21 protein-coding genes and 1 pseudogene are annotated in these 23,038 nt (G+C 65.9%); 8 read left to right on the top strand and 14 right to left on the bottom strand.

The features are described from left to right. Positions 1-104: 104 nt before the first annotated feature. From ACQR0Z_RS28700 to ACQR0Z_RS28690, 3 genes are all read left to right on the top strand, one after another. Positions 105-1,169 carry an acyl-CoA dehydrogenase family protein gene (locus tag ACQR0Z_RS28700; RefSeq protein WP_434861882.1) on the top strand — a complete coding sequence of 355 codons (1,065 nt, stop codon included), beginning with the start codon at positions 105-107 and terminating at the stop codon, positions 1,167-1,169. 18 nt (positions 1,170-1,187) lie between these two features. Then, the gene (locus tag ACQR0Z_RS28695) at positions 1,188-2,348 is read left to right on the top strand and encodes an acyl-CoA dehydrogenase family protein (protein WP_434920853.1); all 1,161 of its coding nucleotides are present in this window, start codon (positions 1,188-1,190) and stop codon (positions 2,346-2,348) included. Between the two features lie 165 nt (positions 2,349-2,513). Next, entirely contained in the window at positions 2,514-3,320 is an 807-nt protein-coding gene (locus tag ACQR0Z_RS28690; protein ID WP_434878043.1) for an enoyl-CoA hydratase/isomerase family protein, read from the top strand. Between the two features lie 217 nt (positions 3,321-3,537). On the opposite strand, the gene ACQR0Z_RS28685 is transcribed toward ACQR0Z_RS28690, so the two are convergent. The 3 genes from ACQR0Z_RS28685 to ACQR0Z_RS28675 form a co-directional block, all read right to left on the bottom strand. Beyond that, positions 3,538-4,296, bottom strand: a complete 759-nt coding sequence (locus tag ACQR0Z_RS28685; protein WP_434920852.1) for a VOC family protein — start codon at positions 4,294-4,296, stop codon at positions 3,538-3,540. A gap of 138 nt (positions 4,297-4,434) precedes the next feature. Next, positions 4,435-5,229, bottom strand: coding sequence for an enoyl-CoA hydratase (locus ACQR0Z_RS28680; protein ID WP_434920851.1), 795 nt, complete (start codon positions 5,227-5,229; stop codon positions 4,435-4,437). Positions 5,230-5,371: 142 nt separating this feature from the next. Beyond that, on the bottom strand, positions 5,372-6,592 hold the full coding sequence (locus ACQR0Z_RS28675) for an ABC transporter substrate-binding protein (protein ID WP_434861887.1): 1,221 nt from the start codon (positions 6,590-6,592) through the stop codon (positions 5,372-5,374). Between the two features lie 156 nt (positions 6,593-6,748). On the opposite strand from ACQR0Z_RS28675, the gene ACQR0Z_RS28670 reads away from it, so the two are divergent. After that, positions 6,749-7,552, top strand: coding sequence for a thermonuclease family protein (locus tag ACQR0Z_RS28670; RefSeq protein WP_434920850.1), 804 nt, complete (start codon positions 6,749-6,751; stop codon positions 7,550-7,552). A 41-nt stretch (positions 7,553-7,593) separates the two neighbouring features. After that, positions 7,594-9,072, top strand: coding sequence for a M48 family metalloprotease (locus tag ACQR0Z_RS28665; protein ID WP_434861892.1), 1,479 nt, complete (start codon positions 7,594-7,596; stop codon positions 9,070-9,072). Here ACQR0Z_RS28665 and ACQR0Z_RS28660 read toward each other — a convergent pair. The 6 genes and pseudogenes from ACQR0Z_RS28660 to ACQR0Z_RS28635 form a co-directional block, all read right to left on the bottom strand. Continuing rightward, positions 9,053-9,571, bottom strand: coding sequence for a hypothetical protein (locus tag ACQR0Z_RS28660; protein ID WP_434920849.1), 519 nt, complete (start codon positions 9,569-9,571; stop codon positions 9,053-9,055). The genes ACQR0Z_RS28665 and ACQR0Z_RS28660 overlap by 20 nt on opposite strands. 84 nt (positions 9,572-9,655) lie before the next feature. After that, positions 9,656-10,480, bottom strand: coding sequence for a CarD family transcriptional regulator (locus tag ACQR0Z_RS28655; protein ID WP_434920848.1), 825 nt, complete (start codon positions 10,478-10,480; stop codon positions 9,656-9,658). A 499-nt stretch (positions 10,481-10,979) separates the two neighbouring features. Then, positions 10,980-11,318: a ferredoxin FdxA gene (gene fdxA / locus ACQR0Z_RS28650; protein WP_035660174.1), complete on the bottom strand. Its 339-nt coding sequence runs from the start codon at positions 11,316-11,318 to the stop codon at positions 10,980-10,982. A gap of 119 nt (positions 11,319-11,437) precedes the next feature. Continuing rightward, positions 11,438-11,707, bottom strand: a pseudogene (locus tag ACQR0Z_RS28645) (RNA-binding S4 domain-containing protein); the annotation flags it as partial. 45 nt (positions 11,708-11,752) lie between these two features. Continuing rightward, positions 11,753-15,307, bottom strand: a complete 3,555-nt coding sequence (locus ACQR0Z_RS28640) for a helicase-related protein (RefSeq protein ID WP_434920847.1) — start codon at positions 15,305-15,307, stop codon at positions 11,753-11,755. 539 nt (positions 15,308-15,846) lie between these two features. Then, positions 15,847-16,626 (bottom strand): DUF3108 domain-containing protein, encoded by a 780-nt coding sequence (locus ACQR0Z_RS28635; protein ID WP_434862040.1) that lies wholly within the window; start codon positions 16,624-16,626, stop codon positions 15,847-15,849. 627 nt (positions 16,627-17,253) lie between these two features. On the opposite strand from ACQR0Z_RS28635, the gene rpmB reads away from it, so the two are divergent. Further along, a complete protein-coding gene (gene rpmB / locus ACQR0Z_RS28630) occupies positions 17,254-17,562 on the top strand; it encodes a 50S ribosomal protein L28 (protein ID WP_434861974.1) in 309 nt (102 codons plus the stop codon). 329 nt (positions 17,563-17,891) lie between these two features. Beyond that, positions 17,892-19,154 (top strand): DUF2235 domain-containing protein, encoded by a 1,263-nt coding sequence (locus tag ACQR0Z_RS28625; protein ID WP_434920846.1) that lies wholly within the window; start codon positions 17,892-17,894, stop codon positions 19,152-19,154. Between the two features lie 33 nt (positions 19,155-19,187). On the opposite strand, the gene ACQR0Z_RS28620 is transcribed toward ACQR0Z_RS28625, so the two are convergent. The 3 genes from ACQR0Z_RS28620 to ACQR0Z_RS28610 form a co-directional block, all read right to left on the bottom strand. Next, complete coding sequence (locus ACQR0Z_RS28620; RefSeq protein ID WP_434861976.1) at positions 19,188-19,436, bottom strand: hypothetical protein; 249 nt, start codon at positions 19,434-19,436, stop codon at positions 19,188-19,190. A gap of 107 nt (positions 19,437-19,543) precedes the next feature. Further along, positions 19,544-19,792, bottom strand: a complete 249-nt coding sequence (locus tag ACQR0Z_RS28615; RefSeq protein WP_434861977.1) for a transcriptional regulator — start codon at positions 19,790-19,792, stop codon at positions 19,544-19,546. A gap of 141 nt (positions 19,793-19,933) precedes the next feature. Beyond that, the gene (locus ACQR0Z_RS28610) at positions 19,934-20,140 is read right to left on the bottom strand and encodes a cold-shock protein (protein ID WP_434861978.1); all 207 of its coding nucleotides are present in this window, start codon (positions 20,138-20,140) and stop codon (positions 19,934-19,936) included. Positions 20,141-20,628: 488 nt separating this feature from the next. On the opposite strand from ACQR0Z_RS28610, the gene rpsU reads away from it, so the two are divergent. Further along, complete coding sequence (rpsU, locus tag ACQR0Z_RS28605) at positions 20,629-20,952, top strand: 30S ribosomal protein S21 (RefSeq protein WP_434861979.1); 324 nt, start codon at positions 20,629-20,631, stop codon at positions 20,950-20,952. A gap of 49 nt (positions 20,953-21,001) precedes the next feature. Here the strand turns inward: rpsU and ACQR0Z_RS28600 are convergent, their stop codons facing one another. Continuing rightward, positions 21,002-21,199 carry a hypothetical protein gene (locus ACQR0Z_RS28600; RefSeq protein WP_434861980.1) on the bottom strand — a complete coding sequence of 66 codons (198 nt, stop codon included), beginning with the start codon at positions 21,197-21,199 and terminating at the stop codon, positions 21,002-21,004. A gap of 214 nt (positions 21,200-21,413) precedes the next feature. Continuing rightward, positions 21,414-23,036: an ABC transporter ATP-binding protein gene (locus ACQR0Z_RS28595; RefSeq protein ID WP_434920845.1), complete on the bottom strand. Its 1,623-nt coding sequence runs from the start codon at positions 23,034-23,036 to the stop codon at positions 21,414-21,416. Between the last annotated feature and the right edge of the window lie 2 nt (positions 23,037-23,038).

Below are 23,038 nucleotides of genomic sequence, written 5' to 3'. Positions count from 1 at the left end.
CTGCGCAGTGCTTGTCAGGAACCGCGCTTGCGCCCATCATGCGCCGCAAAGCACCGCTGGCGCTTTCAGCCGAAGCGGACAACAAGAGAGGGACGAGGCGCGCCGTGGCGGAAGCTGAGAACATCGTCGTTGCGACCGCGGAGAAGATCTTCGCCGATCTCGCCGACCCGCAGACGATCAATCACGACAAGGACGGCCGCTGGACCGCGCCGTTGTGGCAGGCGCTGAGCGAGGCCGGCCTGCCGCTCGCCTGGGTCAGCGAGGAGCTCGGCGGCGCCGGGGTTGATCTCGCCGACGGCTTTGCCGTGATCAGCGCCGCGGGACGGTTCGCGATCGCGGTGCCGCTCGCCGAAACGCTGCTGGCCGGCTGGCTGCTGCAGCAGGGCGGCCTGTCGTCGCCCGACGGCGCCATGACCGTCGCGCCCGCAAGTCCGAAGGACAGGATCACGCTCGCCGCCGACGGTACGCTGTCAGGGCGCGCCCGGGGCGTGCCATTCGGCAAGGCTGCGAAACATGTCGCGGTGATCGCCGACAGCGCCGACGGCGCCGTGATCGCGTTGGTCGAGACCGCGCAGCTGCGCATCGAGCCGGGACTCAACGTTGCCAATGATTCCAGCGACACCGTGATTTTCGACAAAGTCGCGCCACGCGCCAGCAACAAGGCGCCGGCCGGCTTCGACGCCGCGACATTGATGCTGATGGGCGGCGTGGTGCGCGGCCTGCAGATCGCCGGCGCGCTCGACCGGCTGCTGTCGATCAGCGTCAACTACGCCGGTGAGCGCGTCGCCTTCGAGAAGCCGATCGGGAAGTTTCAGGCGGTGCAGCACAACCTCGCCCGGCTCGCCGGCGAAAGCGCCACGGCCAGTGCCGCCGCGACCTCGGCCGCCGATGCGATCACGCGCGCCAGCACATTCGACGACGCGGTGTTCCTGGAAGCGGCGGCCGCCAAGATCCGCTGCGCCGAGGCCGCCGAAAAGGGCGCGGCGATCGCCCACCAGGTCCATGGCGCGATCGCCTTCACCACCGAGCACATCCTGCACCGTTTCTCGTTGCGCGCGCTGGCTTGGCGCGACGATTTCGGCTCCGAGAGCCATTGGGCCGTCGAACTCGGCAAACGCGTCGCCGCACGCGGCGCCGACGAGTTGTGGCCGCTGGTCGCGTCACGCTGATACGAAGAGGATTGTCGCATGACCACCGCACTTCGTTTCGATCCGATCCGCCTGCCGCCCGAATGCGAGGAGCTGCGCAAGGAGGTGCGCGCCTTCCTCGCCGAGGAGATCGCGGCCGGCACCTTCAACCCGTACCAGCCCAAGCGCGAGGACGCCGACGCGCGCGAGTTCTCCGCCCGTGTCGGCGCGCGCGGCTGGATCGGCATGACCTGGCCGAAGCAATATGGCGGCCATGAGCGCTCGTTCCTGGAGCGCTACGTCGTCACCGAGGAGATGCGCGTCGCCAACGCGCCGGTGCGGCGCTTCTTCGTCGCCGACCGCCAGAGCGGGCCGATCCTGCTGCGCTATGCGCCGGAACACATCAAGGCGGACATCCTGCCGCGCATCTGCCGCGGCGAGCTGTGCTTTGCGATCGGCATGAGCGAGCCGAACTCCGGCTCGGACCTGTTTGCGGCCAAGACGCGCGCGACGAAGACCGACGGCGGCTGGCTGATCAACGGCTCGAAGATCTGGACGACCTCGGCGCACATGGCCGACTACATGATCGCAATCTTCCGCACATCGCCGTCGACCAAGGAGAACCGGCGTCACGGCCTGACGCAGTTCCTGGTCAACATGAAATCGCCGGGCATCAAGGTGAATCCGATTCCGCAGATCACCGGGCAGAAGGAGTTCAACGAGGTCGTCTTCACCGACGCCTTCGTGCCGGACGATCATCAACTCGGCGAGATCGACGGCGCGTGGAAACAGGCGACCTCGGAGCTCGCCTATGAGCGCTCCGGGCCGGAACGGTTCCTCGAGACCTACTACGTGCTGACCGAGCTGGTGCGCGCGGTCGGCCCCGATCCGGACACGCGCAGCGCCGAGGGCATCGGCCGGCTGGTGGCGCAATTGCATGCGATGCGCCGGATGTCGGTGTCGGTCGCCGGCATGCTGCAGGCGGGCAAGGAGCCGGTGGTGGAGGCCTCGATCGTCAAGGACGTCGGCACCGTCTGGGAGCAGCAGCTGCCGCACCGCGTGCGCGACCTCGCCGCCTTCGTCGACGAGAACGCCGGCAATCGCGAGACCCTGGAGAGCCAGCTGACCTTTGCGATGCAGACCGCGCCGAAGCTGACGATCCAGGGCGGCACCACCGAGGTGCTGCGCGGCATCATCGCGCGCGGACTGGGGTTGCGGTAGGCACCGTCGGCGCTCTGCCGTCGAAAGCGAGCACACACATCTATCAGCTCGCACCGTCATCGCGAGCGCAGCGAAGCGATCCAGGGCCGCACGACGATTCTGGATTGCTTCGTCGCTTCGCTCCTCGCAATGACGCCTGAGGACATAGAATCGGAGACCACCCCCATGACGACCTTCCCTGACATCGGCGTCGAGATCCACGGCCATGTCGGCCTGATCGAGATCCGCCGGCCGCCGTTGAACTTCTTCGACATTTCCCTGATCAACCAGATCGCGGACGCGCTTGAGGGATTCGATCGCGACATCGAGATCCGGGCCTCGGTGCTGGCCGCGCAAGGCAAGGCGTTCTGCGCCGGCGCCAACTTCACCGATCCCGCGCGACAGGCCCAGGACGCCGCCGAGGCGAAGGGCGATCCGGCCGACAGCCTCGGGGCGATCAACCATCTCTACATGCAGGCGGTGCGCATCTTCCGCTGCAAGAAGCCTGTCGTCGCCGCCGTGCACGGCGCTGCGATCGGTGGGGGACTTGGACTTGCCGTGTCGGCCGATTTCCGGGTCACCTGCCCCGAGGCACGGTTCTCGGCGAACTTCACCAAGCTCGGCTTTCATCCCGGCTTCGGCCTGACGGTGACGCTGCCGGAGCTGGTCGGCAAGAACAACGCCGAGCTGATGTTCTACACCAGCCGCCGCGTCACCGGCGAAGAGGCCTTGAAGATGGGCCTCGCCAATGAATGCGTGCCGCAGGACCAGGTGCGCACGGCCGCGATGAAGCTGGCCTCCGAGATCGCCGAATGCTCGCCGCTCGGCCTGCTCTCGACCCGCGCCACGATGCGCGCCAACCTCGCCGACCGCGTGATGGCCGCCACCGAGCACGAGCTCGCCGAACAGACCCGCCTGCGCGCGACCGAGGATTTCAAGGAAGGCGTCAAGGCCACCGAGGAGCGCCGCTTCGCGAACTTCAAGGGACGGTGAGCGATTGTTGTTGTGAACCTACACTCTCGCCACGATCGCTGCTGCGCTCCCTCTCCCCGTCCTTCACGGGGAGAGGGCTGGGGTGAGGGGCCCACCCACCGACCGTGCTGAGAGTCCCCCTCACCCGGATTGCATCTGACGATGCAATCCGACCTCTCCCCGCAAGCGGGGCGAGGTTACGGCGAGTTCGCAGCACGAGTTTCCCTCAAAACCGATCTCAAGCGACTACCGCGAACGTCACACCAGCGATCTCGAACCCGTTCCCCGAGACCGCATAGCCTCGCGCACGCGCAGCATCGAGGACAACAGCCACATCCGTCCGGAAGCACAAGCCGCTCATGCACTCGCGCTCGCCTTGCGTCACGCGAATCGCCGCATTCGGCAGCGTCAGTGTCCATTCACCCTCGCCGCCAGTTGCCGACGTTAGATCAAGGATCCGTCCCCAATGCGCGGCGAGCGCTGATGGCTCCGGGCTCTGCAGCACGACCTCGGTCAGCGCCGTCGTGACATCGTGACGGATCGCGCGCGTCCAATCCGGCCCCGCCGGCGGATACGGCCCCAGCACATCGTCGCTGCCATCGGTGTGATTGAGCTCGATGAAGGCGGCGCGGCAGTCGCGCGGGTGCAACTGCACGCCGTGATAGGTCTCGCGATCGATGACATTCGCGGTGCGCACGCCCAGTGCATTGGCTCGCGCCGCACGGCCGTCCGGATCATCGCAGGACAGGATCGCCATGTAGCCGCCGCGGCCGCCGGACTTGTCGAGAAAGCGTCCGGCCGCGGTGCCGTCGCGGGTCGGCGCGATCACTTCGAGCAGGATCGGCCCGACCGGCAGCAGCGCGTTCTCCAGCCCGTATTTGCCGACATGCGGATCGCGGTAGCAGACCTCCAGCCCCATGATCGCGGCGATGTCGGAGACCACAGGCTCCAGCCTGCGAGCGACAAGACAGATCTGGCGCAAATGGAGGTAAGGCATGGCCGGCCTCATGAGGTTCGATCTACGACACAGCTCCGCAGCACCAGCAACCGTCATTGCGAGCGCAGCGAAGCAATCCAGGGCCGAGCAAGGATTCTGGATTGCTTCGCTACGCTCGCAATGACGGAGGAGGTCGCTTTAACGTCCGTGAAACACGGGTGCACGCTTTTCGACGAAGGCCCTCGCCGCTTCCTTGTGATCCTCGGTGTCGGAGCAGCGCGAGTGATACACGGCCTCGGCGTCGAAGCAGGCCTCCAGCGTCATCGTCTCGGCATTGTTGATGTTGCGCTTGATGTAGCCCAGCGTCACGCTCGGGCCCTGCGCCAGCGACAGCGCCAGTTCGCGCGCGGCGGCCTCGACCTCGGCATCGGCGACCACCTTCGTCACCATGCCCAGCGCCAGCGCCTCGCGCGCGGTCAGGATCGGCGAGGTGAGATAGAGCTCGCGCGCCTTGGCGCTGCCGAGCAGCTGGGTGAGGAAATAGGTGCCGCCGAAATCGCCGGACAAACCGACCTTCGCGAAGGCCGTCGTGATCTTGGCTGATTCGCCGGCGACGCGGAGATCACAAGCCAGCGCGATCGACAGGCCGGCGCCCGCAGCCGCGCCGTCGATCTGGGCGATGACCGGCTTCTGCATCTGATGCAGCAGCCGCGACACCTCCATGCGCTCGCGCAAGCTGGTGACCTTGGTTTCGAACGACGGCGCGGTCTTGGCCTCGGCCATCGCCTTGACGTCGCCGCCGACGCAGAACGTGCCGCCAGCGCCCTTCAGCAGCACGGCGCGGACGTCGGGATCGTTCGCCGCGCGCTGCGCCGCCTCGACCAGGCCCTTGGTCAGATCGCTGTTGAGTGCGTTGCGCCGCTCCGGGCGGTTCATCGTAATCGTGAGCAGGCCGGAGTCGAGGTGCTGCAGGACGGTGGTGTTGGTGGTCATGGCCGGCGCTCCTGTTCGCGATTGATCTCCATCATTCCGGGGCGACGCGCCAGCGTCGAACCCGGAATCCGGAGATGATGGACTCATATCGAGATTCCGGGTTCGCGCTGACGCGCGCCCCGGAATGACCGCCGTTCGGCGGTCACTTCTTCACCAGCGGACAGCGCGAGGATTCCAGCGGCTGGAACGCCTCGTTTCCCGTGACGGTCGCGAGCAGCTTGTAGTCGTCGGACTTCGCCTTCGACTCCGACGGCTTCTTGACCTCGAACAGATACATGTCGTGCACCATGCGGCCGTCGGCGCGGATGCGGCCGCCCTTGGCGAACATGTCGTTGATCTCGGTCGAGCGCATCAGCTTCATCACGGCGTCGGGATCGGTGGTGCCGGCGGCCTTCACCGCCTTCAGATAGTGCGTCACCGAGGAGTAGACGCCGGCCTGCGCCGAGGTCGGCACGCGCTTGGTCCGCTCCATGAAGCGCTTGGTGAAGGCGCGGGTGTCGTCGTTGAGATCCCAATAGAAAGCCTCCGCGACCAGCAGCCCCTGCGCGGTCTCCAGCCCGACGCTGTCGATGTCGGAGACGAAGGCGAGCAGCGGCGACAGCTTCTGCCCGCTCTTGGTGAGGCCGAACTCCGCCGCCTGCTTGATCGCGTTGATGGTGTCGCCGCCGGCATTGGCGAGACCGATCACCTTGGCCTTCGAGGCCTGCGCCTGCAGCAGGAAGGAGGAGAAGTCCGAGGTGTTGAGCGGATGGCGGACGCTGCCGAGCACCTTGCCGCCCGACTTCGTGACGACAGCCGTGGTGTCCTTCTCCAGGTCCTGGCCGAAGGCGTAGTCGGCGGTCAGGAAGAACCAGCTGTCGAGACCCGACTTCACCGCGGCGAGGCCGGTGACGTTGGCCTGCGCGAAGGTGTCGAACACGTAGTGCACGGTGTAGGGACCGCAGGCCTCGTTGGAGAGACGCACCGAGCCGGGGCCGTTGAAGATGATGATCTTGTTGCGCGCCTTGGCGATCTCACCGGCGGCGAGCGCGGTCGCGGAGGCCGCGACGTCCCAGATCATCTCGACGCCCTGGTTGTCGAGCATGTCGCGGGCGATGTTGGCGGCGAGATCGGCCTTGTTGAGATGGTCGGCCGCGATCACCTCGATCTTGCGGCCGAGCACCTCGCCGCCGAAATCCTCCACCGCCATCTTCGCCGCAGCCTCGCTGCCGGGGCCGGTGATGTCGGCATACAGGCTCGACATGTCGAGAATGCCGCCGATCTTCAGCGGCGGCTTGCTCTGCGCATGCGCACCGGCCGACAAGGTCAGCGCAAGCGCCAGCGTGAACAATGACACCGCGGCGCCGCCGATAGTTCTGCTCATCAAATTCCTCCCTGCGGGCACGCCGCTGCATGGCGACGGCCTCGTTGATAGTTCGTATCATGACGCACGCGCGCGCACGCGGCAAGCGCTCAACAAAGACGATGCGCTCCGCTGTTTTCCGCTGAATGGAATGGACGAAGCGTGCGATGATGCGTCATGCCGCACGCCCGCATCATCGCTGCCAGACACTGGGTTCTCGCCTGCAACCTCACGCTGTTCGCGATCGGCGCGGCCGCGCCCGCGAGCCACGCCGCGCCCTGCATGTTTGCCGAGCTCGGCGAGGGTCGCGTCAGCGACATCGTCGACGCACGCAGCTTCCGATTATCCGATGGACGGGAGGTGCGGCTTGCCGGTCTCGAAGCGCCGCCGGACGAGTACCTCACCGCTGCGGTCGAGGCACTCGGCACGCTCTTGCGCGACCGCGACATCGTGCTGCGCGGCGACGACGACGCGCCGGACCGCTACGGCCGGCAGCGGGCGTTCGCATTCCTCACAGGTGGGGATCAGCCGGTGCAGATCGGGTTGCTGAAGGCCGGGGCCGTGCTGCGCGGGATCGACTTGGCCGACCGCGACTGCGCCGCCAGCCTGGGCCTGGCCGAGGATGAGGCGCGCACGGCGCGCCGGGGTCTCTGGAATATTAGAACCGTCATAAAAAACGCGGAAAGTCCAGACGATATTTTGGCTCGCGCAGGGCTATTTACGGTTGTCGAAGGCAAGGTGTTGTCCGTACGACAGACGGGCACAACAACTTATCTGAACTTCGCTCGTAGCTGGACACGGGGCTTCGCGGTGATTATTCCAAAGCGTATGATGGCGGTATTGGAAGGTGCCGGCATCAACGTCAAATCACTTGCGAATCGGCAGGTTCGCGTGCGCGGTTGGATCGAAGCGCAGGCGGGTCCGAGACTGGAACTGACGCAAGCCGCGCAGATCGAGATTTTGAGCGGAAGTGACCGCTAAGGTACGTGAGTAGCGACGTGACCCTGTCTGTTCGAAGGCGCATGACGGTGATGAACTGCGGTTCGCGGATCGCACCGGCTTTGCTGTGCCTCCAGGTTGTCCTTGGCCTCTCGCTGGCCGGTTGCAGCGACATGGGCAAGTTGCAGCAGGCGACGGCGCCGCTGCCGACGCCGCGCCCGAAGCCGGCGATGGTCCAGACCACGCCGGCGAGCGATCGCGAGCACGAGCGCATTCTTGCAACCTACGGCGGCGCCTACGAAGACCCCCAGCTCGAAGGGCTGATCGGCCGAATCGTCGACCGGCTGGTGGCGGTCTCGGACCGCCCCGACCAGGGCTACAAGGTCACGATCCTGAACTCCGGTGCGGTCAACGCCTTCGCGCTGCCGACCGGCCAGCTCTATGTCACCCGCGGCCTGATTGCGCTGGCCAACGACACCTCGGAGCTGTCGTCGGTGCTGAGCCACGAGATGGCGCATGTGCTGGCGCGGCACGCCGCGATCCGCGAGGACCAGGCGCGGCAGGCGGCGGTCGTCACCCGCGTCGTGTCGGACATGAGCAACGATCCCGACCTGACGGCGCTGGCGCTGGCCAAGACCAAGCTGACGATGGCGAGCTTCTCGCGCACGCAGGAGTTCGAGGCCGACGGCATCGGCGTCGGCATCTCGGCCAAGGCCAAGTTCGATCCCTACGGCGCCGCCCGCTTCCTGACCTCGATGGAGCGCAATGCGGAGCTGAAGGCCGGCAAGGTCGCGCTCGACCCGCGGGCGCAGGATTTCCTGTCGTCGCATCCGGCGACGCCGGAGCGGGTCCAGAACGCCGCGGCCATCGCCAAGCAATATGTCTCGCCGGAGGCCAAGGAGCATGACCGCGAGACCTATCTCGCGGCCGTCGACAACATCGTCTACGGCGAGGACCCGAGCGAGGGCTTCGTCCGCGGCCGCCGCTTCCTGCATCCCAAGCTCGGCTTCACCTTCCAGGCGCCGGAGAACTTCACCCTCGACAACACCGCGCAGGCGGTGATCGGCGTGCGTGAGGGCGGCGCCCAGGCGATGCGCTTCGACGTGGTGCGCGTGCCGGCCCAGCAGACGCTCGGCGACTATCTGAATTCCGGCTGGATGGAGAATGTCGACAAGTCCGCGACCGAGGAGCTGACTATCAACGGCTTCCCGGCGGCCTCGACCACCGCCAGCGGCGATCCCTGGCAGTTCAAGGTCTATGCGATGCGCGTCGGCAGCGACGTCTACCGCTTCATCTTCGCCTCGCGCCAGAAGACCACCGAGAGCGAGCGCAACGCCCGCGAGACCGTGAACTCGTTCCGCCGCCTCAGCCTGGAGGAGATCCAGTCGGCCCGGCCGCTGCGGATCAAGGTCATCACCGTGCAGCCCGGCGACACCGTCGAATCGCTGGCGCATCGCATGAACGGCGTCGACCGCCCGATCGAGCGCTTCCGCGTGCTCAACGGCCTCGACGCCCGCGCCCAGGTGAAGGTTCGTGATCGCGTCAAGATCGTGGTGGAGTGAGCACAAGACCGGACGTGGTCGCGCTGATGCGGCGCGCGATGAACCTCCGCCGCATCCGGATCACCAGCTCCGCGACAAGCAGCACATACGAGAGCAGCACGAGCAGCGTCGACAGAAGCTCGAAGTCGCCGAGCCCGGAGACGTTGTCTTCGTAGGTCCCTGCTTGCGTGAAACATTCGTAGGGCGGCTGGCCGGCGGTGCCGAGCAATGAGATCCCTGCCCGCAGTGCCACCAGCCCGAGGACCAGATTCAAGACGAGGCTCACGGCACCACGGACCAGCACAGCTGGAACGCCGGCAACGAGCAGCGCAACGCCCAGCCAGATGATCGGCGTTGCACCATAGAAAATCATGCTCTGGCCTGCGCAAAGGTCGTTGTAGGCCTTCGCCGCCATCGGCTGCGCATGATGATAGATCGCGAGCGCCCCGCCATAGCCAAGAAGGCTGGCGAACCGACAGAAGGCGCGGAGCCACTTGTTGGAGCGGAGGACAGCCAGCATGGTTCGAGTGCCCCCAAAACAAAAAGCCCGACCTCGCGGCCGGGCTTTCGTAAGCAACTAATTGGAAAACGAGCTAACGGTCGATCAGGCGGCTTCGTCGGCCACGGCGGTGTCGTCGCCGTCGATGTCGTCACCCTCGGCGTCTGCATCACCCTCGGCGACCGCGTCGGCTTCGGTCTTGGCACCGCGGCGCGGGCTCTTGGCGAGCTGCGTCTCGATCTCCTTGACGGCCTCGGTCTCGGTCGAGTGCTGCACGACAGCGATCTCGCGCGACAGCCGGTCGAGTGCGGCTTCATAGAGCTGGCGTTCGCTGTAGGACTGCTCCGGCTGCGACTCCGAGCGGTAGAGGTCGCGCACGACCTCGGCGATCGCGACGATGTCGCCCGAATTGATCTTCGCTTCGTACTCCTGGGCGCGGCGCGACCACATCGTGCGCTTGACGCGGGCGCGGCCCTTGAGGGTCTCCAGCGCCTTCTTGACCAGCGCCGGGTCGGACAGCTTGCGCATGCCGACATTGGCGACCTTGGCGGTCGGCACGCGCAGCGTCATCTTGTCCTTGATGAAGTTGATGACGAACAGCTCGAGCTTGGCGCCCGCGATCTCCTGCTCCTCGATGGCCAGGATCTGGCCGACGCCGTGAGCCGGATAGACGACGAATTCATTGGTCTTGAAGCCCTGACGCTGGGTCGGCAGCTTCTTCTCCTCGACGCGCGGGGCGGCCGCGGCGGGAGCGGCCGGCTTGGCGGCAACGGGGGCCTTGGCAGCAGGGGCAGCAGCAGGAACGGCCGTCTTGGTGGCCTTGGGCGCAGCGGCAGCCTTGGCCGGAGCGGCCTTGGCAACAGAGTCCTTTTCAAGAGGGGTCTTCGCGGCGGATGCTTTCGCGGCAGTCTTGGCAGTCTTTTCAGGCATTGCGCTTCTTTTGTTCTTGGTGGACTTGGCAGCCGAGGCCTTTGCGGCAGCCCGAATCTCCTTTACAGGAGCCCGGGCACGGCCCTTGGAAACGCTGCGGCTGGCCGCGGCGGCTTTTTTGGTACTCTTGGAAGCACTCTTTTTACGCGTTTTCTGTGACACAGCCTGCGCGCGGAACTGCCACGCCCCTGTTTGATGTTGCGGGAACCTAAAAGGGCGGCCAAAAAAGAATACGCATGGCCGGGTTCGGCTCTGAGAATGTGCCATATATAGCACATTTCCCGCAAAAATCAATGATTTAGAGGCCTCAGGGGCGGTATTGTGACGGATCCGCGAAGTTAGGGTTAAGTGAGCCGTGCCGGAATAGAACAACTCCCGCAGCGCTCAGCGTGGCTGCGGGGCATGGTCTAGGCCTTTGTTTCCGCGTAGCGATTTCGATCCGGTCAAAGTCCGCTGCAGACGGCGCGGCGCCGCTGCGGCAGAGGTATCGCGGTGACCGTCAGTCCCCGGCGCCGGGCTTCGACGAAAAATATTTCTCGAACTTTCCGTCCTCGCCGTCGTGCTCCTTGGCGTCGGCCGGCGGATCCTTCTTCTGGGTGATGTTGGGCCAGGACTTGGCATACTCGGCATTCACGCCGAGCCACTTCTCCAGCCCCGGCTCCGTATCCGGCTTGATCGCGTCGGCCGGGCATTCCGGCTCGCATACGCCGCAATCGATGCATTCGTCCGGATGGATCACCAGCATGTTGTCGCCTTCGTAGAAGCAGTCTACTGGGCAGACCTCGACGCAGTCGGTATACTTGCACTTGATACAGTTTTCGGTGACGACGTAAGTCATCCAGGGCTCCGGAACGGATCGACAATTCGGCAGGCCTGCACTAGCGCAGGACGTGATGTGCCGCAAGTGAAGCGCGGCGAAGAACTGAATCGAAGCCGCGTTCGCGCAGCCGATCCAGATCAGACCGGGCCCGCGCCTTCGAGATCATCGTACAACCCGACCACCGACGCCGCGTCACCGCGGCGCGCCGCAAAGCCTGTCACCTTGAGCACGCGCACCTTGCGGTCGAGGGCAATGGTCAGGACATCACCGGTCTTCACGCCGTGCCCAGGCGAGGTCTCGCGCACGCCGTTGACACGGACGTGGCCCGACGACACCAGCGCCGCGGCGCTGGTGCGGGCCTTCACCAACCGCGCATGCCATAGCCATTTGTCGAGGCGCTGGCGCTCTGACGGGGTGTCGGACGTGGGCGTGGTCCTTCCGGTCTGGCCGCGTCAATCCTTGCGGTTGTTGGCCGCAAGCTGCTCCTTGAGCGCCGCAAGCTTGGCGAACGGCGAGTTCGGATCGACCGGCCGGTCGCGATCCCGGCCACCACCACCGCCGCTCGACGCGTAGGGCCGCAGCGCCGGCCCGCCGTCGCGCTTGTCGCGGCCGCCCTTGCCGAAGTCGCGGCCACCACGTCCCTCGCGGTCGCCACCGAACTTGCCGCCCTTGTTGCGATCGCGATTCTGGTCGCGTCCCTTGCCGTCCTGGTCGCGGCGCGGACCGCGATCCTCGCGCGCGGGCGCGGCCGCTGCGGCGGCTTCGCCACCTTCGCGCGGCGGTCCCTTGCGGAAGTCCTTGCCGAACTCCTTCATGCGGTCGCGGCGGCCGTGGCCGCGATGGCGGTCACGCCCCTCGCCCTCGGCCGGTGCGGCACCGGCGGCCGCAGCCTCGCCGCCACTCGCGGCCTGGCCGCGATCGTGCTGCGGACGCTGATGGCGATTGCGCTGATGGTGCTCGTGCCGCGGCCGGCGCTCGTCCGAGCGACCGCCGGGACGCCAGACCTCGACGAGGACCGGCTCGGCCGGCGCGGCCTCGGCAACGCCGCTTGCCGGCTCGGCCGCCGGAGCGTCGGCCTCGACCAGGGCTGCTTCGGGCTGTGCCGCATCAGCCTGGGCGGTCTCGTCGGCCGCAGCCGTCTCGGCCTGCGGCGCGACGTCGTCCGCCGCAGCCGTGGGGTCCGAGGCGCTCTCGACCGCCGGCGGCTGCTCGGCCGGCGTCGGCGTCACGAAGTCGACCGTCGGCAAGGAGGTCATCGCCGCGGGCTGCGCGGGTTCGGCCGCCGCGTCAGGCAACGCGTCCGGCGCGGCGACGGCCTGCTCGGTCACCGGCGCAACCGCGGCTTCCGCGACCGTAGGCACCTGCGCGTCCGACGGCTCGGCGGCGGTCGCCGGCGCAACATCGGCGGATACCGTCTCGGCCGGCGCCGCCTCCGCGGCAACAGCCTCCGCCGGCTGGTCGACCGGAGTCTCGATCTGCGTCTCGATCTGGGTCTCGACCTTCTTGGGCGGCAGCGGCGGGCGCTTCTCCATACGATAGCCGAGCGCGCGCAGGATCGAGGCGAAGTCCTCGCCGGCCGAGCCGGTGAGCGAGGTCATGGCCTGAGTCACGACGAAACCACGGCCGTCGAAGGCGCCCGCCGGCTTCTCGCCCTGCGTATTCTCGCGCCACGCCAGAGCGGGACGAATCAGATCGGCAAGCCGTTCCAGGATGTCGACGCGCACGGCGCGCTCGCCCGCCTGCTTGTAGCCGAGCACGCGATAGGCGTCGCGCGGCAGCGCCTTGTCGACCGGGAACGAGGTGCGGCCCGAGCTTGCCAGATGTTGCGCGCCGGTCAGCGCGGACATGTCGACATTGCCCTGCTTCTCGGCCCACAGCAGCGCGGCCAGCGCGCGCGCGGCCGGCTTCAGCAGCGCCGGGACGTAGATGTGATAGGCGCCGAAACGAACGCCGTATTTGCGCAAGGTGGCGCGCGAAGGCTGGTCGAGATCCTTCATCTCGCCGGCGATCTTGTTGCGCTCGATGACGCCGAGCGCCTCGACAAGCTGGAAGGCGATGCCGCGGGCGATGCCGGTGATGTCCTCGGCCTTGGACAGTTCGAACAGCGGGCCGAGCAGCTTCTCGATATGCGTCTTGAGCCACAGATCGAGGCGGGCCTGCACCTTGTCGCGCGCGGCTCCCGTGAGCCGCTCGTCGGCGATGATGCGCAGGCGCGGGTGCAGGGCGTCGTCTGCCGCGACCAGCTTGGCCACGGCATCGCCGGTCCAGCGCAGCGTGCCATCGGCCGTCAGCACGATGTGCTCGTCCGGCGCATTGGACAGTTTCTCGGCACGCGCCTCGATCTCGCCGGCCAGGGCCTTCTGGGCAGCAGCCTGCAGGGCCTTGGCCTCGGAGCCGGCTTCGGCGGCGTCGGGCGCGAAGGTGAATCCATCCAGGCGGCCGATCGCATGCCCTTCAACGATCACTTCGCCGGTCTTGCCGATTTCCGTATTCAAAACACTGTTCTCCCGCAGGCGCCGCATCAATACACTGGTACGACGATCAACGAAACGCTCCGTGAGCCGTTCATGAAGGGCGTCTGACAATTTATTTTCGAGGTCGCGGGTAATCCCCTGCCAATAATCGGGATCACGCAGCCAGTCCGGCCGGTTCGCGACGAAGGTCCAGGTGCGAATCTGTGCAATCCGGCCCGACAGCGTGTCGATGTCGCCGTCGACGCGGTCGGCCTGATCGACCTGGGCGGCGTACCAGGCGTCGGGAATGCGCCCCTTCTGCATCAGGAAGCCGAACACGGTGGTCACGAGCTCGGAATGCGCAGCCGGCGACAGCCTGCGATAGTCCGGAATCTGACAGGTCTCCCATAGCCGCTCGACGGCCGCTGCGCCATGCGCCATGTCGCGCACCTCGGCATCGCGCGCGGCGTGGTCGAGCACCCGCAGGTCCTCGGCGATCGGCGCACGCGTCAGCGCCTCGTGCGACGGCGCCAGCGCCAATGACACCTGCAGCGCGCTCAGCGACGCAAAATCCAGCTTCGAATTGCGCCATTGCAGCACCTTCACGGTATCGAAGGTGTGGTTCTGCAGCGCGTTGACGAGCTCGGGCTCGAACGGCGCACAACGCCCGGTGGTGCCGAAGGTCCCGTTGCGCGTTGCGCGGCCGGCGCGGCCTGCAATCTGGGCAAATTCCGACGGCGTCAGGCGGCGGAACTGATAACCGTCATATTTGCGGTCGGAGGCAAAGGCGACGTGATCGACGTCGAGGTTGAGCCCCATGCCGATGGCGTCGGTGGCGACGAGATAGTCGACGTCGCCGTTCTGGAACATCGCCACCTGCGCGTTGCGGGTCCGCGGCGACAGCGAGCCGAGCACGACGGCCGCGCCGCCATGCTGGCGGCGGATCAGTTCCGCGATCGCATAGACCTCATCGGCTGAGAACGCGACGATCGCGGTCCGCCGCGGCTGCCGCGTGATCTTGCGGTCGCCTGCGAATTCGAGCTGCGAGAGCCGCGGCCGCGTCACCATCGAGGCGCCGGGCAGCAGCCGCTCGATGATCGGACGCATCGTCGCAGCCCCGAGCAGCAGCGTCTCGTCGCGGCCGCGCCGGTTGAGGATGCGGTCGGTGAAGACGTGGCCACGCTCGAGATCGGAGGCGATCTGGATCTCGTCGACAGCGAGGAACGACACGTCGAGATCGCGCGGCATGGCCTCGACCGTCGACACCCAGTAGCGCGGGCTCTTCGGCTTGATCTTCTCCTCGCCGGTGATCAGCGCGACAGCTTCGCTGCCGACGCGATCGGCGATCTTGTTGTAGACCTCGCGCGCAAGCAGCCGCAGCGGCAGGCCGATGATCCCGGACGAATGCGCCAGCATGCGCTCGATCGCGAGATGTGTCTTGCCGGTGTTGGTGGGACCGAGCACGGCGGTGACGCCGCTTCCAGGAGCACGGTCGGATGCACGGTCGGACATGCGCTCGAAGGGCGAGGCAGCCGAAGAAGACGAAAAAGCCATTCGTTAAATGTGGGTCTCGAAGCCGGCGTTGCAGGCGCGCGGGTCAGGCGCGATGGATGCTGGATTTGTCGTTGTTGTTGAGAGGCTGCGCTCCTCACCCCTGTCTCATACTGTGACGCATATAGGGACGCAGCTTAAGCTTCGGAACGCCTTGAGAACGAATCACGAAGGAATCGCTGACTCCAGCGTCTTTCCGGCTTCGTTCACCGCAACATCTCGCGCTCTGCGATCTCCTCGGCACTAGATCAAGTTTTCGCGGGCTCGACAAGCAACGCTTTCGCGAGGGAACCGGAGTGCCTTTGCGCCGGTCCCGAGTCGAATCAGATCGAGGCAAGAGTCAAACTGATTCGCGCGCGATGAAGCAGGTATCGCCATGCACGCGTTTGGGCTCGGCTCGCCCCGGAAGTCCCGCGACAATCCAAGCAACATCATCGAACCGACGCTCGGAGATCTCGTCACGGCGTCCGTATCCGGGGCGTCAGCTTCTGGGAGACTGTCCGGAGCGAAGGGCAGGAACACGCAATAGGGAGATGCAGGCGCTACTGCGTCTTGGCAACGTGCGGCGTCGCCTGGGTGATGAAGGTCGTCGCTTCCAGCATCGCCGTGCCGAACGATGTCGGGATCACCACCCGGAACGGCACCAGCACCCGCGTGCCGGCGAGCGGCACGAAGAAGACTTCCATGTTGCGGGCCTGGGCCAGATATTTGATGACCGGCCGATCGGGGATGTAGCCCGCGACGGGCGTGAAGTAGATCGCGCAGACCAGCGCGGGGCCGCGATAGCCCTTCTCCGCCTTGACGTTCTCCATGCGCTTGTAGTCGAGCTTGAGCTCATAGCGCATCCGGCCGTCGAAGATCGGCGCCGCGCCACGGCAGGACTCCGGCGACAGCAGCTCGCCGTTCCCGGGCACGCGCACGAGCGACGCGGTCATCGGATCGAACACGCCGCGCTTGTGCGCATCGGTCACCGGAATGCGGTCGGGATCGACCGGCGGTGTCGGCTCGATGGCAAAATCCTTCACCGTGCCGTTCTGTAGGTTGATGCGGATCTGCTCGGATTTCTTTCCCGTGGTGGTCGAGGCCTGATAGCTCTGGGCAACCAGCGCGCCGTTGACGACGCGACCCTGCACCGAGCCGTTGCCCGAGCCCTGCGAAAAGCTCTTGAGCAGGCCGGCCGTGCCGCCCTGGACCGAAGCGCCGTATTGATCATCGCCGATCTCGATGGCCCAGGTGCCCTTCCCCACGGGAATACCGGCCAGAGATGCCTCGTACTGGGCATCGAGCCTTGCTTGCGCGCGAACCACCTGCGGCGTCAGCATCAGGAGGGCCGCGAGGGATCCGGCCGCTGCGAGGCGCCGAGAACGGAAGAAGGCCGAGCTGTTCGTCACGTCGAAATGATCCTGCCGATCCGTTGACCAGGCCTTCGGCCTCTGCGCCGCGCCACGGGTGTTACTTACGCCAAAAACACGCCTGAACAACGCCAACCGGTCGCTCTCTGGCCGATTGTCCAGCGCTTTGCGCCCGGACCGCATCCCGGCGAAGCCGCGTCACGCTGCCACCGTCCCGGCCTGCGGCCCGCCGGGCCGGCCTGACACACGCCGCGCAAGTCCCCATTGATCGCCTTCGAATACGCCCTTTATGTGGTCGGGACTCACCGCCTATACTATTGATTGTACGACCTGTTTCCGGATCGAGGATCGGCCGCCGCGGCCACCGGCACGGCTGCCGCTCGGCCTCTCGATACCGTCGCCTGGAACCGGCAGGGCTCATCCGACTCGACACCCTCGCAGGCTGCCATTGCCGCGCCGCCTCAAAACCTTGACGAAAAGCCGCATCCCCCCTATAGGACCGCATCTCCCAGAGACGAGCTGGACGAGTTTTGGACCCCCGCGGCCCGCCGACTTCAGGCGGACGAAGGGTGCGGGGATGAGAGAGGATTTATTGCCATGTCGCGGCGCTGTGAACTGACGGCCAAGGGCCCCCAGGTTGGCCACAAGGTCAGCCACTCGAACATCAAGACCAAGCGGCGCTTCCTGCCGAACCTGTGCAACGTCACCTTCATCTCGGACGTGCTCGGCCGGAACGTGCGCCTGCGCGTGTCGACCAATGCGATCAAGAGCGTCGACCACAATGGCGGCCTCGATGCCTATCTGCTGAAGGCCAATGCCGCGGCGCTGTCGCCGCGCGCGCTCGAGCTGAAACGCGCCATCGAGAAGAAGGCCTCCGAGGCCGCTCCAGTCGCCAAGGCGAGCTGAGAGGTCGCGTTTCGTCGCAGCCGAGCGCGGCTGTGGCGAGCGTCGAACGCAATGAGTTGACGAATGGCCGGGTCGCGAGATCCGGCCTTTGCGTTTTGTGAAAGCTATTTTTGTGTCAGCGTGTTTTGTGGCGGTCACGACCGCCGCCTGCCCGCCCCTGCCGAACCGCAGTTCGCAGACGGCACGTCTGCAAGCGATCGGCAAGACTGTCCAGCGGCGATACGCGCAACGCGCGGCCTCCGACGAAGGATCTGGAGAAGCGGTCTCCCCAAGCTCAGCCGGATGCTCTACACTCGCTGCGGTAGCATTATAGTGGACATTCCTTTGTCATGAAGAATATTGTCATCTGCTGCGACGGCACCGGCAACGAGATCAGCGAGAACATTTCCAACGTCCTCAAGCTCTATCGCTGCCTGCGCAAGACCGACAAGACGACGCCGCATCAGGCCGTGTTCTACGATCCGGGCGTGGGCACATTGACGCAGCCCGACAGCTGGCATCGCTTCAAGACGAACTTCAACATGGTGCTGGGCCTGGCGACAGGCTACGGGCTCGATGACAACGTCATCAAGGCCTACTGCTTCCTCGCGTCGCACTATGAGGAAGGCGACCGCATCTTCCTGTTCGGCTTCTCGCGCGGCGCCTACACCGTGCGCGTGCTGGCCGGGTTGATCCACAAGGTCGGACTGATCTCGCCCGACCAGATCAATCTCGCGGGCTCCGGCGTCATCGCCTACAAGAAATACTCCTCCGACAACCCGAAGGCCGGACGCGGCATCACGACCGAGCTCGAGAGCACCGAGGAGGACGGGCCGATCCCCGAGAGCCGCGACGACCAGGCCGCGCAATTCGCGCGCATCACCTCGACGCGCTGGCCGACCCTTCACTTCGTCGGCGTGTGGGACACGGTCGCCAGCGTCATCGTGCCGCGGACGGACCGACTGCTGGCGCTGCCGAGCCTGGAAGAACTGGCGTTCACCATCAGCAATCCGAGCGTGAAGATCTTTCGCCAGGCCGCGGCGATCGACGAGCGCCGCTGCATGTTCCGGCTGAAGCCGTGGGAGATGCCGCAGACCTTCACGCCCAACCGCTTCAACAAGGCCAAGGCGGGCCCGCAGGACGCCAAGCAGGTGTGGTTCGCCGGCGTCCACTGCGATGTCGGCGGCGGCTATCCGGAAGCGCAGTCGGCGGCATCGAAATATCCGCTGCTCTGGATGATCGACGAGGCGGTGGAGGCCGGGCTCGCCGTCAATCCGCGCACCGTGAATCAGCTCGCCTGGGGGGTGCAGCGCAAGAACAGCCCGTTCTCCTATGTGCCTCCGAGCATCCACGGCCCGCTGCACGATTCGATGACGCCGGCCTGGCGGCTGCTCGAATTCCTGCCGAAGAAGGCGAAGTACAAGGAATGGCCCGAGCGCAAGGCGCATCTCGGCTTCTATATCCCGAACTGCGAGCCGCGCTTCATCCCGGATGGCGCCTTCGTCCACGAGAGCGTCCTGATGCGGATCGCAGAATCGGCGGACTATCGGCCCATCAACCTGCCGCCGACCTACGAACGCGTGCCGCTCCCGGTCAAGGCCAGGTCGGAATAGCGGCGCATTACAGCGCCGCGATCGCCAACGGCGTCAGATCATCCGCAAATGGATGACGCCGTCCGTGAGTTCGCCGCGGGAGAAGCGCTCACGCGCCATCTGCTCGAACGCCGTGCGATTGCGCTGCAGATAGGCGAGCGCCTGATTGCGGGTGCAGAAGCAAGTCTCGAGGTGGCAGACCTGCCGCGTCGCCCCGATCGCGAGAGCGAATGCGATCGTCTGGCCTCCGCTCTGCCGGTCGTCCTTGGCGATACGGACGTCTGTTGCGCTGGATTTGGCCACGTCAGCCTCCTCGGGTCGGGAAGGTCGGATCCGGACGCGGAACACGGTTCGGGCGCTTGTAGCTGTTGATCACGACGAGCTTGCGTCAGCGACGATCAGAAGCACGATCAAGGACTAATTGAACGCGGTGGAGATTTTCTCCGCCGCTTTGCAGGAAGCGCAACGGGAGCCGATTGCGCCACCTCAGCCTCCTTGGCGAGCCGCAACGTGCGCAGGCGCTCCATGTTCTTGCGCACCGCGATCGCGCGCTGATCCCATTCGGCGCGCGCCTTCGCTCCATCCTCAGCCGCGACGCGCTGACGCTCGGCGCGTGCCAGGCTTTCCGGAGAGCGTTCCAAGATCTTCCTGGTGGCCATCGACAGATCCTTCCGGTGAAGCGGGTTATCGTCGAGACGCAGAAAGCCCGCTCAATACAGGATCGAGCGGGCAAACCAGCCATTTCAGTACATCCGTGAAATGGCTTTGAGACGTCTAACAAAGACGCCTGATCAGTACGATCAGACCAGTGTCAGATTTTCTGCGCTGGTCTTGCCGCGCATCTTGTCGGTCTTGACCTCGAAGGTCAGCTTCTGGCCTTCGGCCAGGCCAGCGAGACCAGCGCGCTCAACGGCGCTGATATGAACGAACACGTCGTTCCCGCCGTCCTGCGGCTGAATGAAACCAAAACCCTTCTGACCGTTGAACCACTTCACAGTACCCTGCATGTCTATCTCCAAACGCTTTATCAAGCGTATTCATCGCGCGAACACCGCACGATCTCATCATTCAACTGAGCGATGACTTTGGAAATAGCCCGCGGGCACATTCAGAAAGGCACAGCGGCTAATCGAACAATCTCAAGGTAGACCCTTTCCTGGGGATTACAAGGGCGCGACGCAAATATAGTTTGCGGCCGGTGACACTGCGGTCCAACGCGCTGGCAATATCGAGGGTTCGCGCTTATCTTTGCCGGCACCATCGGTAACGGCCCGGCCATCGATGGCTGAGAGACAGATCGTGCTCCCGCCTTCCTACGAAGCGGATCACCCATGTCTCGACATATCTCTCAGCACATCTCGTTCAGCTCATCGCGTTCAGCTCATCATTCTGAATCCTGAGACAGACACTGCTGAACGTGGCGCCATCGCAGGCGCTACGCCGATCGACTTCACATCAAGACACTCATCGCGAGATGAAGACAAGGAGGACGCTTTTGCAGGTACTCGTTCGTGACAATGACGTCGAGAAGGCGCTGCGCATTCTCAAACGCAAGATGCAGCGCGAGGGCGTGTTCCGTGAGATGAAGCGGCGCCGCGCCTACGAGAAGCCATCGGAGCGCAAGACACGCGAGAAATCCGACGCGATCCGGCGCCAGCGCAAGGTCGCGCGCAAGGCCGCGATCCGCGAAGGGCTGCTGCCAGCGCCGGTGAAGAAGGTGCCCACGGCAAGGCCGGGCGCGCTTCCATCGACGAGTTCCGCGCGCACCGAGCGCGAACGGCCGCAAGGCCCGCTCACCTCCGCGACGCCGCGCAGCTAAGCGCGAGGGCTGCCAGCTCGGCTGGCACAGAGGCCAAAGAAGCCGGCGCTCACGCCGGCTTTTGTTTGCTGTCGAGATGTTTGCTGTCGGCAAGAGCCGCCTCGCGCGCCAGGCGCTCGGCTCTCAGTCGCTCGCGGTTCTGATTGAAGGCGCCTTGCGCCTTCTCGTAGTCACTGGTTGGGGCCGGAGCCGGCTTGAACGCTTTCTGGGCTTCGAGCACCGCGGCCGTGGGCCTACGCTCTGACATCGGAGACTTCCTCATTGGAGTGGCGAACGCGCCGGCGCGTGCTGGCAAGATTGGCACAGGACGGCCACGGTTCAGTGACGGCATCGGACGAGCGTCTCGCAAGATTGCGCTCGGGAGCGGATGCGGATCGGAACCCGCCTCGGCGGAGAGGCGTCGGCTCGGGTCCCGGATGATGCTGTTATAACCGAAATACGCCGAATATGTTGCAACTCATTTATGCGTCGATTTCGACCGGCTGAGGCTTGCGCCCCGGGACAGCCGCAAGCAGCTCGCGCGTATAGGGATGCTCAGGGTTTGCAAACAGCGCAGCCGTCGGCTTCAGCTCGACGATTTCGCCCCGCTGCATCACCGCGATGCGATCGCAGATCTGCGCGGCGACACGCAGATCGTGGGTGATGAACAGCATCGAGAGGCCGAGCCGCGCCTTCAGATCCTCCAGCAGCCGCAGCACCTGCGCCTGCACGGACACGTCCAGCGCCGACACCGCCTCGTCGGCGACGATGATCTCGGGCTCGAGCGCGAGCGCGCGGGCGATGCCGATACGCTGGCGCTGACCGCCGGAGAACTCGTGCGGATAGCGATCGACGGCACGGGCATCCAGTCCGACGAGCCCCAGCAGCTCCTGCGCGCGCGTCAGCGCCGCGTCCAGCGGCGTGCCGCGCGCGACCATGCCGTCGGCGATGATGCGGCCGACCTTGCGGCGCGGGTTCAGCGAGGCGAACGGATCCTGGAAGATCATCTGGATGCGATGCCGCTGCGCGCGTAGCGCGCGCCCCTCCAGGGTCGTGAGATCGACATCGCCGATGCGCACGGTGCCGCGATCGGCCTCGATCAGCCGCATGACGAGACGTGCGACCGACGATTTGCCGGAGCCGGACTCGCCGACCAGGCCGAGCGTCTCGCCCTGATGGATGACGAAATTCACCGCGTGCGCAGCGCGCGTCTCACGCTTCGGCCGGAACCAGCCGGTCGGCGTCACATAGGTCTTGTCGAGGCCGATCACCTCGATCGCCTTCGGCTGATCCTCGCGCGTGACGCGCGGCGGCGGGTCGAACGAGGGAACGGCGGCGAGCAGCGCCTTGGTGTAGTCGTGCTGCGGGTTGCCGAGCACGGTTTCGGCGGTGCCCTCCTCCACGACCTTGCCATGGCGCAGCACCACGACCTGGTCGGCGATGTCGGCGACGACGCCGAAATCATGGGTGATGAACATCACCGCCATGTTGTGGCTGGCCTGCAGGTTGCGGATCAGCTTCAGGATCTGGGCCTGGGTGGTGACGTCGAGCGCGGTGGTCGGCTCGTCGGCGACGAGCACGGCCGGCTCGAGCGCCAGCGCCATCGCGATCATGGCGCGCTGGCGCTGCCCCCCGGAGAGCTGGTGCGGATAGGCTCGGATGATGCGCTCGGGATCGGGCAACCCGACCTCGCGCACCAGCGCCAGCGCCTTGGCGCGGCGCTCCGCGGGCGTGTGCAGGTCGTGCGCCTCGAACACCTCCATCAGCTGGTCGCCGATCCGCATCAAGGGATTGAGCGCGGTCATCGGCTCCTGGAACACCATGGCGATGCGGCGGCCGCGCAGATCGCGCCAGCCGTCTTCGTCGACGGCGAGCAGATCGCGTCCCTCGAAGCGGATCTCGCCGCTGTCCACCTTGACGGTGTCGGGCAGCAGGCCGAGCAGCGCATGCGCGCACATCGACTTGCCCGAGCCGGACTCGCCGACGACACAGACGATCTTGCCGGCGGTGAGATCGAACGACACGCCGTCGACCGCGTGCGCGCGCTCGGCCCCCTTCGGCAGGGCTATGCGGAGATTCTTGATGGTGACGACGGGATCAGACATCG

Origin of the sequence: Bradyrhizobium sp. HKCCYLS3077, from assembly GCF_051167555.1 — a bacterium.
In the GTDB taxonomy this organism is placed as follows: domain Bacteria; phylum Pseudomonadota; class Alphaproteobacteria; order Rhizobiales; family Xanthobacteraceae; genus Bradyrhizobium.
Note: the sequence above shows the minus strand (reverse complement) of the source record. Positions and strands in the feature narration are given on the sequence as shown.

Bases quoted from the DNA above. Each gene is read 5' to 3' on its own strand.
- ACQR0Z_RS28670 (WP_434920850.1), top strand. From the start codon at position 6,749: ATGCCGCACGCCCGCATCATCGCTGCCAGACACTGGGTTCTCGCCTGC.
- ACQR0Z_RS28680 (WP_434920851.1), bottom strand. From the start codon at position 5,229: ATGACCACCAACACCACCGTCCTGCAGCACCTCGACTCCGGCCTGCTC.
- ACQR0Z_RS28655 (WP_434920848.1), bottom strand. From the start codon at position 10,480: ATGCCTGAAAAGACTGCCAAGACTGCCGCGAAAGCATCCGCCGCGAAG.
- ACQR0Z_RS28595 (WP_434920845.1), bottom strand. From the start codon at position 23,036: ATGTCTGATCCCGTCGTCACCATCAAGAATCTCCGCATAGCCCTGCCG.
- ACQR0Z_RS28665 (WP_434861892.1), top strand. From the start codon at position 7,594: ATGACGGTGATGAACTGCGGTTCGCGGATCGCACCGGCTTTGCTGTGC.
- rpmB (WP_434861974.1), top strand. From the start codon at position 17,254: ATGTCGCGGCGCTGTGAACTGACGGCCAAGGGCCCCCAGGTTGGCCAC.
- ACQR0Z_RS28625 (WP_434920846.1), top strand. From the start codon at position 17,892: ATGAAGAATATTGTCATCTGCTGCGACGGCACCGGCAACGAGATCAGC.
- ACQR0Z_RS28610 (WP_434861978.1), bottom strand. From the start codon at position 20,140: ATGCAGGGTACTGTGAAGTGGTTCAACGGTCAGAAGGGTTTTGGTTTC.
- fdxA (WP_035660174.1), bottom strand. From the start codon at position 11,318: ATGACTTACGTCGTCACCGAAAACTGTATCAAGTGCAAGTATACCGAC.
- ACQR0Z_RS28635 (WP_434862040.1), bottom strand. From the start codon at position 16,626: ATGCTGACGCCGCAGGTGGTTCGCGCGCAAGCAAGGCTCGATGCCCAG.
- ACQR0Z_RS28685 (WP_434920852.1), bottom strand. From the start codon at position 4,296: ATGCCTTACCTCCATTTGCGCCAGATCTGTCTTGTCGCTCGCAGGCTG.
- ACQR0Z_RS28690 (WP_434878043.1), top strand. From the start codon at position 2,514: ATGACGACCTTCCCTGACATCGGCGTCGAGATCCACGGCCATGTCGGC.
- ACQR0Z_RS28675 (WP_434861887.1), bottom strand. From the start codon at position 6,592: ATGAGCAGAACTATCGGCGGCGCCGCGGTGTCATTGTTCACGCTGGCG.
- ACQR0Z_RS28600 (WP_434861980.1), bottom strand. From the start codon at position 21,199: ATGTCAGAGCGTAGGCCCACGGCCGCGGTGCTCGAAGCCCAGAAAGCG.
- ACQR0Z_RS28660 (WP_434920849.1), bottom strand. From the start codon at position 9,571: ATGCTGGCTGTCCTCCGCTCCAACAAGTGGCTCCGCGCCTTCTGTCGG.
- ACQR0Z_RS28695 (WP_434920853.1), top strand. From the start codon at position 1,188: ATGACCACCGCACTTCGTTTCGATCCGATCCGCCTGCCGCCCGAATGC.
- ACQR0Z_RS28615 (WP_434861977.1), bottom strand. From the start codon at position 19,792: ATGGCCACCAGGAAGATCTTGGAACGCTCTCCGGAAAGCCTGGCACGC.
- ACQR0Z_RS28640 (WP_434920847.1), bottom strand. From the start codon at position 15,307: ATGGCTTTTTCGTCTTCTTCGGCTGCCTCGCCCTTCGAGCGCATGTCC.